This window comes from Enterobacter sp. MGH 16, assembly GCF_000493175.1.
Lineage (GTDB): Bacteria > Pseudomonadota > Gammaproteobacteria > Enterobacterales > Enterobacteriaceae > Enterobacter > Enterobacter roggenkampii.
On sequence record NZ_KI535695.1, the window covers coordinates 3,897,332 to 3,911,297 of the forward strand.

The 13,966-nt window shown below is 56.6% G+C and carries 14 protein-coding genes; 4 read left to right on the forward strand and 10 right to left on the reverse strand.

Annotated features, from left to right (window positions below; all coding sequences use genetic code 11):
• Position 1: 1 nt before the first annotated feature.
• On the reverse strand, positions 2–667 hold the full coding sequence (yieH, locus tag L362_RS04610; protein WP_008500180.1) for a 6-phosphogluconate phosphatase: 666 nt from the start codon (positions 665–667) through the stop codon (positions 2–4).
• A gap of 165 nt (positions 668–832) precedes the next feature.
• Between yieH and adeP the strand changes: the two genes are divergently transcribed.
• Positions 833–2,170: an adenine permease AdeP gene (gene adeP, locus L362_RS04605; RefSeq protein ID WP_139152656.1), complete on the forward strand. Its 1,338-nt coding sequence runs from the start codon at positions 833–835 to the stop codon at positions 2,168–2,170.
• A gap of 91 nt (positions 2,171–2,261) precedes the next feature.
• Here adeP and L362_RS04600 read toward each other — a convergent pair whose 3' ends face one another.
• The 9 genes from L362_RS04600 to rpmH all read right to left on the reverse strand — a co-directional run bounded on the left by L362_RS04600 (position 2,262) and on the right by rpmH (position 9,781).
• A complete protein-coding gene (locus tag L362_RS04600; RefSeq protein WP_014833835.1) occupies positions 2,262–2,828 on the reverse strand; it encodes an NADPH-dependent FMN reductase in 567 nt (188 codons plus the stop codon).
• 36 nt (positions 2,829–2,864) lie between these two features.
• Positions 2,865–3,611: a 4'-phosphopantetheinyl transferase family protein gene (locus tag L362_RS04595; protein WP_023293689.1), complete on the reverse strand. Its 747-nt coding sequence runs from the start codon at positions 3,609–3,611 to the stop codon at positions 2,865–2,867.
• A 122-nt stretch (positions 3,612–3,733) separates the two neighbouring features.
• Positions 3,734–4,705 carry an HTH-type transcriptional regulator YidZ gene (yidZ, locus tag L362_RS04590; RefSeq protein ID WP_008500176.1) on the reverse strand — a complete coding sequence of 324 codons (972 nt, stop codon included), beginning with the start codon at positions 4,703–4,705 and terminating at the stop codon, positions 3,734–3,736.
• Complete coding sequence (locus L362_RS04585; RefSeq protein WP_023345148.1) at positions 4,674–5,849, reverse strand: MFS transporter; 1,176 nt, start codon at positions 5,847–5,849, stop codon at positions 4,674–4,676. Before L362_RS04585 ends, yidZ begins: the two co-directional genes overlap by 32 nt.
• Before the next feature lie 111 nt (positions 5,850–5,960).
• Positions 5,961–7,325, reverse strand: a complete 1,365-nt coding sequence (gene mnmE / locus L362_RS04580; protein WP_023345149.1) for a tRNA uridine-5-carboxymethylaminomethyl(34) synthesis GTPase MnmE — start codon at positions 7,323–7,325, stop codon at positions 5,961–5,963.
• A gap of 72 nt (positions 7,326–7,397) precedes the next feature.
• Positions 7,398–9,041: a membrane protein insertase YidC gene (gene yidC / locus L362_RS04575; protein WP_008500173.1), complete on the reverse strand. Its 1,644-nt coding sequence runs from the start codon at positions 9,039–9,041 to the stop codon at positions 7,398–7,400.
• A 2-nt stretch (positions 9,042–9,043) separates the two neighbouring features.
• Positions 9,044–9,301 carry a membrane protein insertion efficiency factor YidD gene (gene yidD, locus L362_RS24160; protein ID WP_001307474.1) on the reverse strand — a complete coding sequence of 86 codons (258 nt, stop codon included), beginning with the start codon at positions 9,299–9,301 and terminating at the stop codon, positions 9,044–9,046.
• Positions 9,265–9,624 carry a ribonuclease P protein component gene (rnpA, locus tag L362_RS04570; protein ID WP_021242673.1) on the reverse strand — a complete coding sequence of 120 codons (360 nt, stop codon included), beginning with the start codon at positions 9,622–9,624 and terminating at the stop codon, positions 9,265–9,267. The genes yidD and rnpA overlap by 37 nt, the downstream gene beginning before the upstream one ends.
• Before the next feature lie 16 nt (positions 9,625–9,640).
• On the reverse strand, positions 9,641–9,781 hold the full coding sequence (gene rpmH, locus L362_RS0123190; RefSeq protein ID WP_000831330.1) for a 50S ribosomal protein L34: 141 nt from the start codon (positions 9,779–9,781) through the stop codon (positions 9,641–9,643).
• Between the two features lie 599 nt (positions 9,782–10,380).
• Here rpmH and dnaA point away from each other — a divergent pair.
• The 3 genes from dnaA to recF are packed head-to-tail and all read left to right on the forward strand — an operon-like array spanning position 10,381 to position 13,953.
• A complete protein-coding gene (gene dnaA / locus L362_RS04565) occupies positions 10,381–11,775 on the forward strand; it encodes a chromosomal replication initiator protein DnaA (RefSeq protein ID WP_010426558.1) in 1,395 nt (464 codons plus the stop codon).
• A 4-nt stretch (positions 11,776–11,779) separates the two neighbouring features.
• Positions 11,780–12,880, forward strand: a complete 1,101-nt coding sequence (gene dnaN / locus L362_RS04560; protein ID WP_008500170.1) for a DNA polymerase III subunit beta — start codon at positions 11,780–11,782, stop codon at positions 12,878–12,880.
• Positions 12,880–13,953, forward strand: a complete 1,074-nt coding sequence (gene recF / locus L362_RS04555) for a DNA replication/repair protein RecF (RefSeq protein WP_008500169.1) — start codon at positions 12,880–12,882, stop codon at positions 13,951–13,953. Before dnaN ends, recF begins: the two co-directional genes overlap by 1 nt.
• Positions 13,954–13,966: the final 13 nt, after the last annotated feature.

Sequence of the window (13,966 nt, forward strand, 5' to 3'; positions counted from 1 at the left end):
CTTAACGCGTAATATTCCACCCGCGGGCCTTCCACAGCGCGGGTAGCTGCGCCAGATCGGTGAAGGTCGTGACTTTTGGATGAACGATCGGCTTGTTGTGCGGGTCGGCGCAGAAGTAAAACACCTCCATCCCCGCATCAATCCCCGACTGCGCGCCCGCAGACGAGTCATCCACCAGAATGCAGTGCTCTACGTTAACGTTCATCGCCTTTGCCGCATGGAACATCAGTGCCGGGTCCGGCTTCCAGCGCTGGATATCGTAGCCGCTGAACAGTTTTTCCGGGAAGTGGTGCAGCATCTCAAGCTTGCCGAGCGAGTGCTGCATTTTGCTGACCGGCCCGTTGGAGACCACGCAGATCGGCACCGTCATGGCATCCAGCAGCGCGTTTGCGCCCGGAATCACCTCCAGCTCCGAATCGAAAAGGCGCGCAACCTCGGCGCGGTACACCGGTTCCAGAGCCGCTTTATCCAGAACGACGCCGTGTTCTTCGTTAATGATGTCGATGATCTCGTAGAGCTTCACGCCCTTAAAGCGTTTAAACACCTCGTCGAGTTCCAGCGTAATGCCAAATTCCTGGAACATGGCCACATACGCGCGGGAACAAATGACCTCACTGTCGACCAGCGTACCGTCGCAGTCGAAAAATACCGCTTCAATTCCGGACATGCCTTTCCCTTTTAACCAGTTTAACGTTTACGTACGGCAGTTCACCGGAACGCAATCGTTGCCGTATAAGCAAATTCAATGAAAAAAGTATCACGTAACCGCCACTATTGTCGCATTTTGGTATAGGATAGCGACGAATTTTCCCTCCTTGTTCGGAAATTGATGATGAGTCAACAACACACTACCCAGACATCTGGTCAGGGTCTGCTTGAGCGCGTGTTTAAACTGCGCGAGCACGGCACGACGGCACGCACCGAAGTGATCGCCGGTTTCACCACCTTCCTGACGATGGTCTATATCGTTTTTGTTAACCCTCAAATTCTGGGCGTTGCTGGCATGGATACCAGCGCCGTCTTCGTGACTACATGTCTGATCGCGGCCCTCGGCAGCATTCTGATGGGTGTATTCGCTAACCTGCCGGTCGCGCTGGCCCCGGCGATGGGTCTGAATGCGTTCTTTGCCTTCGTGGTGGTTCAGGCGATGGGGCTGCCGTGGCAGGTGGGTATGGGCGCCATCTTCTGGGGTGCGATTGGCCTGCTGCTGCTGACCATTTTCCGCGTGCGTTACTGGATGATTGCGAACATTCCCGTGAGCCTGCGCGTGGGCATCACCAGCGGTATCGGTCTGTTTATCGGGATGATGGGGCTGAAAAACGCCGGCGTGATCGTGGCGAACCCGGATACGCTGGTGAGCATCGGCCACCTGACCTCGCATAACGTGCTGCTGGGCGTGCTGGGCTTCTTTATCATCGCTATCCTGGCTTCCCGCAATATTCATGCGGCGGTGCTGGTCTCCATCGTGGTGACCACGCTGCTGGGCTGGATGCTGGGCGACGTTCACTATAACGGCATCGTTTCCGCGCCACCGAGCGTCTCTACCGTTGTTGGTCATGTTGATCTGGCGGGTTCCCTGAACCTGGGCCTGGCGGGCGTGATTTTCTCCTTCATGCTGGTGAACCTGTTCGACTCCTCCGGTACGCTGATCGGCGTGACCGACAAAGCGGGTCTGGCAGATGAGAAAGGCAAATTCCCGCGCATGAAGCAGGCGCTGTTTGTGGACAGTATCTCCTCTGTGACCGGCTCATTTATCGGGACCTCGTCTGTGACCGCTTACATCGAATCCTCTTCCGGGGTTTCTGTGGGTGGCCGTACCGGCCTGACGGCGGTTGTCGTGGGTATTCTGTTTCTGCTGGTGATCTTCCTCTCTCCGCTGGCGGGCATGGTGCCTCCGTACGCTGCAGCGGGTGCGCTGATCTACGTGGGTGTGCTGATGACCTCCAGCCTGTCTCGCGTGAAGTGGGATGATTTAACCGAAGCGGTGCCGGCGTTTATTACCGCCGTGATGATGCCGTTCAGCTTCTCGATTACCGAAGGTATCGCGCTGGGCTTTATCTCTTACTGCGTAATGAAGATCGGTACCGGCCGCTTCCGCGACCTCAGCCCGTGCGTCATCGTTGTGGCGCTGCTGTTTGTACTGAAGATTGTGTTTATTGACGCGCACTAAGGTGCGGTTTGTGGTGTCAGGTGGCGCTTCGCTTACCTGACCTACTGACGAGTGTAGGCCCGGTAAGCGCTAGCGCCACCGGGCTTTTTTATCAGGCTTTAACCCGCTTAATATAATCCCCGAACGCCGTCAGCTGGCCAGACAGATGGTCGCGCGTGCTCTGATCCACCACCTCACCCGTTTGCGGGTCGACCTTGTTCTGAATCACTCCGCCCATAAATTCCGGCTTGTTCATCACCATCGCATCGAGGAAGACCAGGATCTGACGCAGGTGATACTGGCAGCGCGCGCCGCCAATCGCGCCCATGGAGCTGGTCTGGATCAGCACCGGTTTGCCTGACAGCGGCTGCTCAGGTAAACGGGACAGCCAGTCGATGGCATTCTTCAGACCACCGGGTACAGAGTAGTTGTACTCTGGCGTGACGATGACCACGCCGTCAGCCTGGCGAATCTGCTCTGCCAGCGCCTCAACGCTCTGCGGGAACCCTTCTTCCTGCTGTACGTCGGCATCATAAAGCGGAATATCGCCAATAGACGGCAGGGCGCTAATTTCCATACCTGCAGGTGCCAGCTGTGGCAGCGTGCGGGCTACCATCCCGTTAAATGAACCTTTGCGCAGGCTTCCCAGTAACGTAACAACTTTCAACGTATCAGACATGATTACTCCTGTTTCATCATGATGACCCTGATTGGATCAGCTAAGGGTGAATGCTTTTTCTGCCGGTAAACTGGTTAATCGCATCAGACGTGCAGCGGGCTCGTTGGCGCGCTCGGGCACATCAGGAAGGCTACGCCATCCCTGTTGACTGTCAAATTCCCAGATTTTCATGCGTTCGATGGCGGGGGTCACCGCGATGGACCAGATGAGCACATCCTCCGCGTCGCAGAGCGCTTCTACCAGCGTGGCCTGGGTGGCGCGCAGACGTCCGGAGCCAGGCAACAGCTGCAGCAGGCTGGCGTCGTCTGAGGCGCATCCGCAGAGCTTGCGAATGCTCTGGCGCAGGGTAATGAGCTGGGCTCTGGCTTCAACAGGATCGTTCTGGTTGCGTACCCACAGCTTCTCATTGCTGGAGAGCGGATAGTCTTCATGCGCGTTACCACCGTGGAAGCTGCGCGTCGCGCGCTGAAGCTCCATATCGAGGCCACAGTCCCCTTCGGTGGTCAGCGCGACCCCAATGATATTGCCCGTGTAGGCAATGGAAAAACGAGGGAGATCCGGGTCCGCAAAGACCGGGCGGCCTTCTGGCTGGGTAATGATGTCCGGCAGCTCGCTGGTGCCGTACAGCATAAACATCAGTTCCGCGAGAAGCGCTCGGGACGCTAAAAACCGCGACCTGCGATGCTCCGGAAGCGTGAGTGCTTCACGGTGACAGGCTGAAGAAATTCTTGCCGATACGAGACGTCCTTCTGTCAGTATCCCTCTTGCAAAGTGCGTAGCCATTTTTCGCTCCTTGATAATGGTCGTAATCGGTTAAACGGTTACATGATTATCGCTTAACTTGCCTCCTGTTTTAATCAGTAAATGGAAGTAAGAGAAGCCTTAGGACCGAACTTTACATTTTCTTAGGCAAAAATTGGATCGCTCGCACCGTACAGCGCCTTGATGGTCTCCCGCAGCCAGAGAATTTTGGGATTATGGCTGTTCCGTTTATGCCAGATCAGCGTGAAGGGCACGGTCAATTTATCCGCCTGCTCCTCATCAATGGGGATCGGAAGCGCGATCAGCTTACGCTGGTGGAGTTCATTGTAGTGGTGACAGTAGTGCGGGGCGGTGGCGATATAGTGATGGCCGGGCTGCGCCGCCATAAACATCGCCTGTTCGAAGCCCGGCAGGCTCATGGCGATAGTGCGATCGCGTCCCATCTCCTTTAACACCTCATCAAGCGCCCAGGTATCGCTGCGTTCCCAGAAGATGCTGATGTGGGGATAGCGCAGGAAGGTCTCCAGATTCCACTCTTGCTGAAGCGCCGGATGATCCTCGCGCAGATAGACGCAGGGGCGGTCGCTGAACAGGATTTCGTAGTCGATAAACCACGGCATCAGCTTAAGCAGCTCGCGGGATCGCGGATGCGTTTCACGCCCGGTGAAGCCCAAATCCACCTCGCCACGCGTAATCGCGTCCAGCGAGTCGTAATCCCACTGGCGCATTTTCACCGTCGCCTGCGGATAGCGCTGGTTCACCTGCTCCAGCAGGGTATTGAAGCGGATCAGCATCAGCGGCGTTTCCGCGGCCAGCACGAACGTCAGCCCGCCCGGAGAATCATGATGGAATTTATCGAGGATCTGGTTGCCGATTTGCATCCAGTCAGCCAGATCCTGCTCCAGGCTTACCGTCAGCGGCGTCGGCAGTAGCCCTAGCGGCGTTTTGACAAACAGCGGGTCATCGAACCAGTCGCGCAGCTTGGCCAGCGATTTACTCACCGCCGACGGCGTCACGTTCATCCGCTTCGCCGCTTTGGTAACGCTGCGCTCCTGCAGCAAAAGCTGCAGGCACAGCAACAGGTTAAGATCGAGACTGCTGATGGGCTTCTTCATAGTGCGCCGCGGGCTGGATGACCATAAGTAAGGTAATGCAGACTATGCTACAGCCAATCAGAACCCCGATCAGCATATTCAGCGCGTTAAGCCCGATGACTGCCGCCAGCCAAATCCACAGCGACGAGCCGCAGACCTGCGCGATCCCCAGCACCGAACTCGCCACGCCTGCCCGCAGCGAGAAGGGACCAAGCGCCTGGCTCATCGCCACGCCAAAGCCAACCGAGAACCCGGCGCAAATGAGCGTAATGCCCACCAGCATCACCGCATGTGAGCTGGTGGTCGCCAGGATCGCGCCTGCGGCAAGGAATAAAACCTGTGAGGTCAGCATCAGCGTGCGCTGGCGGAAGATATTCAGCGCAAACGGGGTGGAGAACGACACAGCCATACTGACCATCGCGGTTAATGCCATCACCGTGGAATACTCACCGCGATCGAAGCCCATGGTCTCCATCAGCAACACCGGGGAAACGTTTACATAGGTCAGGATCACCGCCACGCTTAGCGTGGTCACGGCCAGACGGCTGAGGAAAAAGCGGTTGAGAAGCTTCTCTGCTGGATGAATGGTCGCGGTATGGCCGGTATTCTGCGAGCCCGGGTGGGTCTCTTTCAGCACGGCAATCGACAGGACAAACACCAGCGCGCCCATCGCCGCCATGGTCCAGAACAGGCTCTGCCACGGGAACTTCAGCATGATCAGATAGCCCACGACCGGGGCCAGCACCGGGATGATGCAGGTAATGCCGTTCAGCATCGACAGCACTTTGGCGCGACGCTGGGCGCTTAAGGTGTCGCGCAAAATGGCAAACGCCACCACGTAGCAACCGCCCGCACCGATGCCCTGGATAAAGCGCCCGGTCAGGAACACGGTGCTGTTTTGCGCCTGTGAGCAGAGAAGGGATGCCAGGGCAAAAACGATGGCACCGGCGATTGCGACAGGCTGACGGCCTGCTTTATCCGCGATCTTCCCGGCAAAGACCATCGACGACGCCATCCCCGCGAGGTAGGCCGAAAACGCAATATGCAGCTGCGCTTCGCTGGCGCCCAGATCGCGGGCGATATGCGGTAATCCCACCAGATACATATCAATACCGGACGGATAAAGCAGAACTAATGCGAAACTACAAAACAGAAAACGCGCCATAAACCCCCCATAGATGCAGGCATGCAGGATAGGGGGTGAAAAGGGATTAGGCGAGTTGCCATTTGGACAATGGTGATTTCCCAGGAGGAAATCACCATGGATTAGCGGGAATTACTTACCAATACAGAAGCTCGAGAAGATCCGTCCCAGCAGATCGTCCGACGTAAACTCCCCGGTGATCTCGCTCAGATTCTGCTGCGCCAGACGCAGCTCTTCCGCCAGCAGTTCACCTGCCCACACTCCGATCAGCTGCGCTTTACCCTGAACGAGATGGTTCGCCGCCTCTTCCAGCGCCTGAAGGTGACGGCGACGCGCCAGGAAGCCGCCTTCCATGCTGGTGTCAAAACCCATGCTCTGCTTGAGATGGTTGCGCAGGTCGTCCACGCCCTCGCCGGTCCGCGCCGACAGGCGAATCAGTGAGTGACCATTCACATCGCTGATACCGAGCGTTTCGCCGGTCACGTCCGCTTTGTTACGCACCACGGTGATCGGCAGTTTTGCCGGCAGACGGGCAATAAAGTCCGGCCAGATCTCTGCCGGGTCAACGGCGTCGGTCGTGGTGCCGTCCACCATAAACAGCACGCGGTCGGCCTGCTCGATCTCCTGCCAGGCGCGTTCGATACCGATGCGCTCAACTTCGTCGCTGGCATCGCGCAGACCGGCGGTATCGATGATGTGCAACGGCATGCCGTCGATGTGGATGTGCTCGCGCAGCACGTCGCGAGTGGTGCCGGCAATGTCGGTTACGATTGCCGCTTCACGGCCCGCCAGGGCGTTCAGCAGGCTCGATTTCCCGGCGTTAGGGCGTCCGGCAATCACCACCTTCATCCCTTCACGCAGCAGGCTGCCCTGGCGCGCTTCTGCACGAACGGCGTCGAGATCGGCCATCACCTGGTTGAGCTGGGCTTCGATTTTGCCGTCAGAGAGGAAGTCGATCTCCTCGTCCGGGAAGTCGATAGCCGCTTCCACGTAGATCCTAAGGTGAGTAAGTGCTTCCACGAGGTGATTCACACGCGCGGAGAATGCCCCCTGCAGCGAGTTCAGAGCAGAGCGGGCCGCCTGTTCAGAACTGGCGTCGATCAGGTCTGCAATGGCCTCCGCCTGTGCCAGGTCGAGCTTGTCGTTGAGGAAGGCACGTTCGGAGAACTCGCCCGGCTTCGCAATGCGCAGGCCCGGCAGGGTCAGGATCCGTTTTAACAGCAGGTCGAGGATAACCGGGCCGCCGTGGCCCTGCAGCTCCAGCACGTCTTCACCGGTAAAGGAGTTCGGGCCGGGGAACCACAGCGCAATGCCCTGGTCCAGCGGGGTGCCGTCGGCATCTTTAAACGGCAGGTAATCAGCGTAGCGCGGCTTTGGCAGTTTACCCAGCACCGCTTCGGCCACCTCGCGCGCCTTCAGGCCGGAGATACGCAGAATGCCAACACCACCGCGTCCCGGTGGGGTTGCCTGGGCGACGATAGTGTCGTTATGGCTCATGGTTGCTCTCGTTCAATACAAATAAAAAAGGCGGTCAATCGACCGCCCTTATTTTAGCGTTAACTTATCGGATCAGGACTTTTTCTTTTCGCGGCTATGCAGGCCACGTTTTTCCAGACCACGGTAAATCAGCTGCTGCTGGATGATGGTCACCAGGTTGCTGACGATATAGTACAGCACCAGACCTGACGGGAACCACAGGAAGAACACGGTGAAGATGACCGGCATAAAGGTCATGATCTTCTGCTGCATCGGGTCGGTCACGGTGGTCGGCGACATCTTCTGGATGAAGAACATCGTCACGCCCATCAGGATCGGCAGGATGTAGTACGGGTCCTGTGCGGACAGGTCATGGATCCACAGTGCGAACGGCGCGTGGCGCAGCTCAACGGAACCCATCAGCATGTAGTACAGCGCAAGGAAGATTGGCATCTGAATCAGCAGCGGGAAGCAACCACCCAGTGGGTTCACTTTCTCTGCTTTATACAGGGCCATCATCTCCTGGCTCTGACGCTGTTTGTCATCGCCCAGACGCTCACGCATTGCCTGAATCTTCGGCTGCAGCATGCGCATCTTCGCCATGGAGGTGTACTGCGCTTTAGTCAGCGGGTACATGATGCCACGAACGATGAAGGTGATAACGATGATGGAGAAGCCCCAGTTACCCAGGAAGCTGTGGATGAACTTCAGCAGCTTAAACAGCGGCTGAGAGATGAACCACAACCAACCGTAATCCACGGTCAGATCCAGGTGCGGCGCAACAGCGGCCATTTTGTCCTGAATTTCCGGGCCAACCCACAGGGTGCTGGCGAGCTTACCGGTTTGACCCGGCTGTACCAGAACCGGCTGAGATTTGTAGCCGATGGCTGCAAGGCCGTTACCCAGGTTCGCGGTATAGAAGTTGTTGGTACCGTCGTTATTTGGCACCCACGCCGTCGCGAAATACTGCTGCAGCATCGCCACCCAACCGCCTTTAGCGCTGACGTTCAGGTTTTCGTTATCGGCAATGGTGTCGAATTTGTATTTCTCGTACTTCGCGTCAGGCGTGGAGTACGCCGCGCCACGGAAGGTGTGCAGCGCAAAGTTGCTGCTTCCGGTGTCACGGTGAGACGGCAGATTGATGGACTGCTTCAGCTGGCCAAAGGTCGACAGCTCCAGCGGTTTCGCGCTGGCGTTCTGTACGCTGTAGCCCACGTTCACCGCATACTCACCGCGCTTCAGGGTGAAGGTTTTGGTGAAGGTGTTGCCTGCGGCGTCGGTATAGGTCATCGGGATAACGAGTTCGTTCTGGCCATCAGCCAGCACAAAGGTGTCGTTCTCGACGTTATACAGTGGACGCGCACCGTTAGCCGGGTTATCCGGGCCATCACGACCGGTCAGGCCGCTCTGCGCCTGGTAGATAAACTCAGGCGTGGTTTCCAGTAACTGGAACGGTTCGTTAGACTTCAGCTCTTTCGGGTAGGTCAACAGCAGCGCCTGCTCAACATCACCACCACGGGTGTTGATTGTCAGCTCAAGCACATCGGTCTTAACCGTAATCTGTTTCCCCTGGCCACTGGCCGGTACGCCCTGGTCGGCGGCGCTACCCGCTGCGGTGGTCGTAGTCTGCGTGGTCTGCTGCTGGGGTTGAGGATTTTTATCCTGCTCCCATGCCTGCCAGATCATGAAAGACACGAACAACAAAGCGATGATAAGAAGATTGCGTTGCGAATCCATCGTTAGTGTTCTCTGGTATCAAAGGGTCCTGGGGGGACGGGGTCGTCTCCACCGGGGTGTAAAGGGTGGCATTTTAATACGCGTTTCACCGTCAACCAACTGCCTTTTATCACTCCAAACCTGCGCAATGCCTCAATTCCGTAGCTTGAGCATGTTGGTGTGAAACGGCAGTGCGGCCCGAGTAGCGGACTAATCAGGCGTTGATAGACCCGAATGAGGGCTATCAGGACCCGGGAGCCAGGCGACAGTGGCGGCGCCATAATTTTTCCAACGCTTCCGAGAGAGCACGGTTATCGAGGTCGGCAACCCCTTTCTTCGCCACCACCACGAAATCCATTGAAGGCAGTTCGTGCTGACGTAAACGGAAGCTTTCACGCGTCAGACGTTTAATCCGATTGCGTTCATGCGCACGCTTAACATTTTTCTTGGCGACTGTGAGACCGATGCGGGGATGCCCCAGCGAATTTTGGCGGCCGAGGATGGTGATTTGCGGCGTGCCAGCCCGTTGTGGCTGCTGGAAGACGAAAGTGAAATGAGCGGGAGTTAACAAACGTAACTCCCTGGGAAATGCTAGCTTAACCACTCAGGGGTTAGCTTTATTACTTGGAAACGGTCAGACGAGCGCGGCCTTTAGCACGACGACGTGCCAGAACCTGACGACCATTTTTAGTAGCCATACGAGCACGGAAGCCGTGAGAACGGTTGCGCTTCAGTACAGACGGTTGAAAAGTGCGTTTCATGGCGATTTCTACCTAAACTTGAATAAATTCACTGACTTTTGCGTATACCCGAACGAGTTTCGAACGACTAACGCCTCAGCGTGGGTGATTAAAGAGGCCGGATTGTAATAATTGTACACTCCGGAGTCAATTCTCTTTCCTTATTTCCCGCGTATTTCCGCACGTTTTCGCGTGGAAAATGAGCAACGGACGACGCAGGAAGATGAGCATCACGCGCCGGGTCGAGGATTATACGGGCTCACCGATAAAGCGCAAGGATCGTCCCGGATCTTCGTTAGATCATTTAAGCAATAAATTGGCTGTGCTCATTAATTTTTCCAATATGCGGGCTAAATCGTGGGGCACTCGCGCCAGGATCGTTTACACTTAACCGGTTTCTGATCTTCCTGTGGATAAATCGGGAAGAATCTGTGAGAAACAGAAGATCTCTGGCTCAGTTTAGGCTATGATCCGCGGTCCCGATCGGGATCCCAGGATCCTGGTCAGGATAAATTGCAGATAGCAATTCGCACGTCCCCCTTTACACAGGGTCATGCCGATGTGCGCCAACAATCATGAATATTCAATAGTTATCTTTTATTGTTCGAGTGGAGTCCGCCGTGTCACTTTCGCTTTGGCAGCAGTGTCTTGCCCGATTGCAGGATGAGTTACCAGCCACAGAATTCAGTATGTGGATCCGCCCGTTGCAGGCGGAACTGAGCGATAACACGCTGGCTTTGTACGCGCCAAACCGTTTTGTGCTCGATTGGGTAAGGGACAAGTACCTTAATAACATCAATGGACTGCTGAACGATTTCTGCGGGTCAGATGCCCCACAGCTGCGCTTTGAAGTGGGCACAAAGCCGGTCACCCAAACCGTACGTGAAACCGTGAATGTGGCTGCGCCTGCTCAGGCCGCACCCGCGCCGGCTCCTCGCGTTGCTCCTGCTCGTCAGGGTTGGGATAACGTTCCTGCACCGGCTGAGCCAACCTACCGCTCTAACGTAAACGTCAAACACACGTTCGATAACTTCGTTGAAGGTAAGTCGAACCAGCTGGCGCGCGCGGCGGCTCGCCAGGTTGCTGATAACCCCGGTGGGGCCTACAACCCGCTGTTCCTGTATGGCGGCACGGGTCTCGGTAAAACGCACCTGCTGCACGCGGTGGGCAATGGCATTATGGCGCGCAAGCCCAATGCCAAAGTGGTGTATATGCACTCCGAACGCTTCGTTCAGGACATGGTAAAAGCCCTGCAAAACAATGCGATCGAAGAGTTTAAACGCTACTACCGTTCCGTTGACGCGCTGCTGATCGATGACATTCAGTTCTTTGCCAATAAAGAACGATCGCAGGAAGAATTTTTCCACACCTTCAATGCCCTGCTGGAAGGCAATCAGCAGATCATTTTGACCTCGGATCGTTATCCAAAAGAGATCAACGGCGTTGAAGATCGTCTGAAATCCCGCTTCGGCTGGGGCCTGACCGTGGCGATCGAGCCACCGGAGCTGGAAACCCGCGTCGCGATCCTGATGAAGAAAGCCGATGAAAACGACATTCGCCTGCCGGGTGAAGTGGCGTTCTTCATTGCCAAGCGTCTGCGCTCCAACGTGCGTGAGCTCGAAGGGGCACTGAACCGCGTTATCGCCAATGCCAACTTTACCGGTCGTGCGATCACCATCGATTTTGTGCGTGAAGCGCTGCGTGATTTGCTGGCATTGCAGGAAAAACTGGTCACTATCGACAATATTCAAAAGACGGTGGCTGAGTACTACAAGATCAAAGTGGCAGATTTACTGTCTAAACGTCGTTCCCGCTCGGTGGCGCGCCCGCGTCAGATGGCGATGGCGCTGGCAAAGGAGTTAACCAACCACAGTCTGCCGGAAATCGGCGATGCGTTTGGTGGCCGTGACCATACGACCGTGCTGCACGCCTGTCGCAAGATTGAGCAGTTACGCGAAGAAAGCCACGACATAAAAGAAGATTTTTCCAATCTAATCAGAACATTATCATCGTGACGCTATGAAATTTACCGTTGAACGTGAACATTTATTAAAACCGCTGCAACAGGTGAGTGGCCCATTAGGCGGCCGCCCAACGCTGCCTATTCTCGGAAACCTGCTGCTTCAGGTCGCGGACGGTACGCTGTCGCTGACCGGTACAGATCTGGAAATGGAAATGATCGCGCGCGTTACGCTGACGCAGCCGCACGACGCGGGCGCGACCACGGTTCCGGCACGTAAATTCTTTGATATCTGCCGCGGGCTGCCGGAAGGCGCTGAAATCGCCGTGCAGCTGGAAGGCGACCGTATGCTGGTGCGCTCTGGCCGCAGCCGTTTCTCGCTCTCCACGCTGCCTGCAGCGGACTTCCCGAACCTGGACGACTGGCAGAGCGAAGTGGAATTCACCCTGCCGCAGGCGACGATGAAGCGTCTGATTGAAGCCACCCAGTTCTCCATGGCGCATCAGGACGTGCGTTACTACTTAAACGGCATGCTGTTCGAAACCGAAGGTGAAGAGCTGCGTACCGTGGCGACCGACGGCCACCGTCTGGCGGTCTGTTCCATGCCGATTGGCGACTCGCTGCCAAACCATTCGGTGATCGTGCCGCGTAAAGGGGTGATTGAGCTGATGCGTATGCTCGACGGTGGCGACACGCCGCTGCGCGTGCAGATCGGCAGCAATAACATCCGCGCTCACGTGGGCGACTTTGTCTTCACATCGAAGCTGGTTGACGGCCGTTTCCCGGATTATCGCCGCGTATTGCCGAAGAACCCGGACAAAACGCTGGAAGCCGGTTGCGATAGTCTCAAGCAGGCGTTTGCGCGTGCGGCTATTCTCTCTAACGAGAAATTCCGCGGCGTGCGCCTGTACGTGAGTGAAAACCAGATCAAAATCACAGCCAACAACCCGGAGCAGGAAGAGGCAGAAGAGATTCTGGACGTCACCTACGCCGGGGCTGAGATGGAAATCGGCTTCAACGTTAGCTACGTGCTGGATGTGCTGAACGCGCTGAAATGTGAGAACGTGCGCATCCTGCTGACCGACTCCGTTTCGAGCGTACAGATTGAAGATGCCGCATCACAGTCGGCTGCCTATGTTGTCATGCCAATGAGACTGTAATGTCGCTCACCCGTCTGTTGATCCGCGACTTTCGCAACATCGAAAGCGCGGATCTCGCTTTATCCCCTGGCTTTAATTTCCTGGTTGGCGCGAACGGCAGCGGCAAAACCAGCGTGCTGGAAGCCATCTATACGCTCGGCCACGGTCGGGCGTTTCGCAGTTTGCAGATTGGTCGCGTGATTCGCCACGAGCAGGAATCTTTTGTTCTGCACGGGCGTTTGCAGGGCGAGGAGCGGGAGACCGCCATCGGCCTGACCAAAGACAAGCAGGGCGACAGCAAGGTGCGCATCGACGGTACCGACGGCCACAAGGTGGCCGAGCTGGCACTGCTGATGCCGATGCAGCTGATCACGCCCGAGGGGTTTACTTTACTCAACGGCGGCCCCAAATACAGAAGAGCGTTCCTCGACTGGGGATGCTTTCACAACGAAGCCGGATTCTTTAACGCCTGGAGCAACCTGAAGCGTCTGCTCAAGCAGCGTAACGCCGCGTTGCGCCAGGTGACGCGCTACGCCCAGCTGCGTCCGTGGGACATGGAGTTAATCCCTCTTGCGGAACAAATCAGCAACTGGCGTGCCGAATACAGCGCAGGTATTGCCGAAGACATGGCCGACACCTGCAAACAGTTTTTACCCGAGTTCTCTCTCACCTTCTCCTTCCAGCGCGGCTGGGAGAAAGAGACGGACTATGCCGAGGTGTTAGAGAGAAGCTTCGAGCGCGACCGCATGTTGACCTACACCGCGCACGGCCCGCACAAGGCGGATTTCCGCATTCGTGCCGACGGTGCGCCGGTGGAAGACACGCTGTCGCGCGGGCAGCTCAAGCTCCTGATGTGTGCGTTGCGCCTGGCGCAGGGGGAGTTCCTCACCCGCGAGAGCGGGCGACGCTGCCTGTACCTGATAGATGATTTTGCCTCGGAACTTGACGACGCGCGGCGCGGGCTGCTTGCCAGCCGCTTAAAAGCCACGCAGTCGCAGGTTTTCGTCAGCGCCATTAGCGCTGAACACGTTATGGACATGTCGGACGAAAATTCGAAGATGTTTACCGTGGAAAAGGGTAAAATAACGGATTAACCCAAGTTGAAAT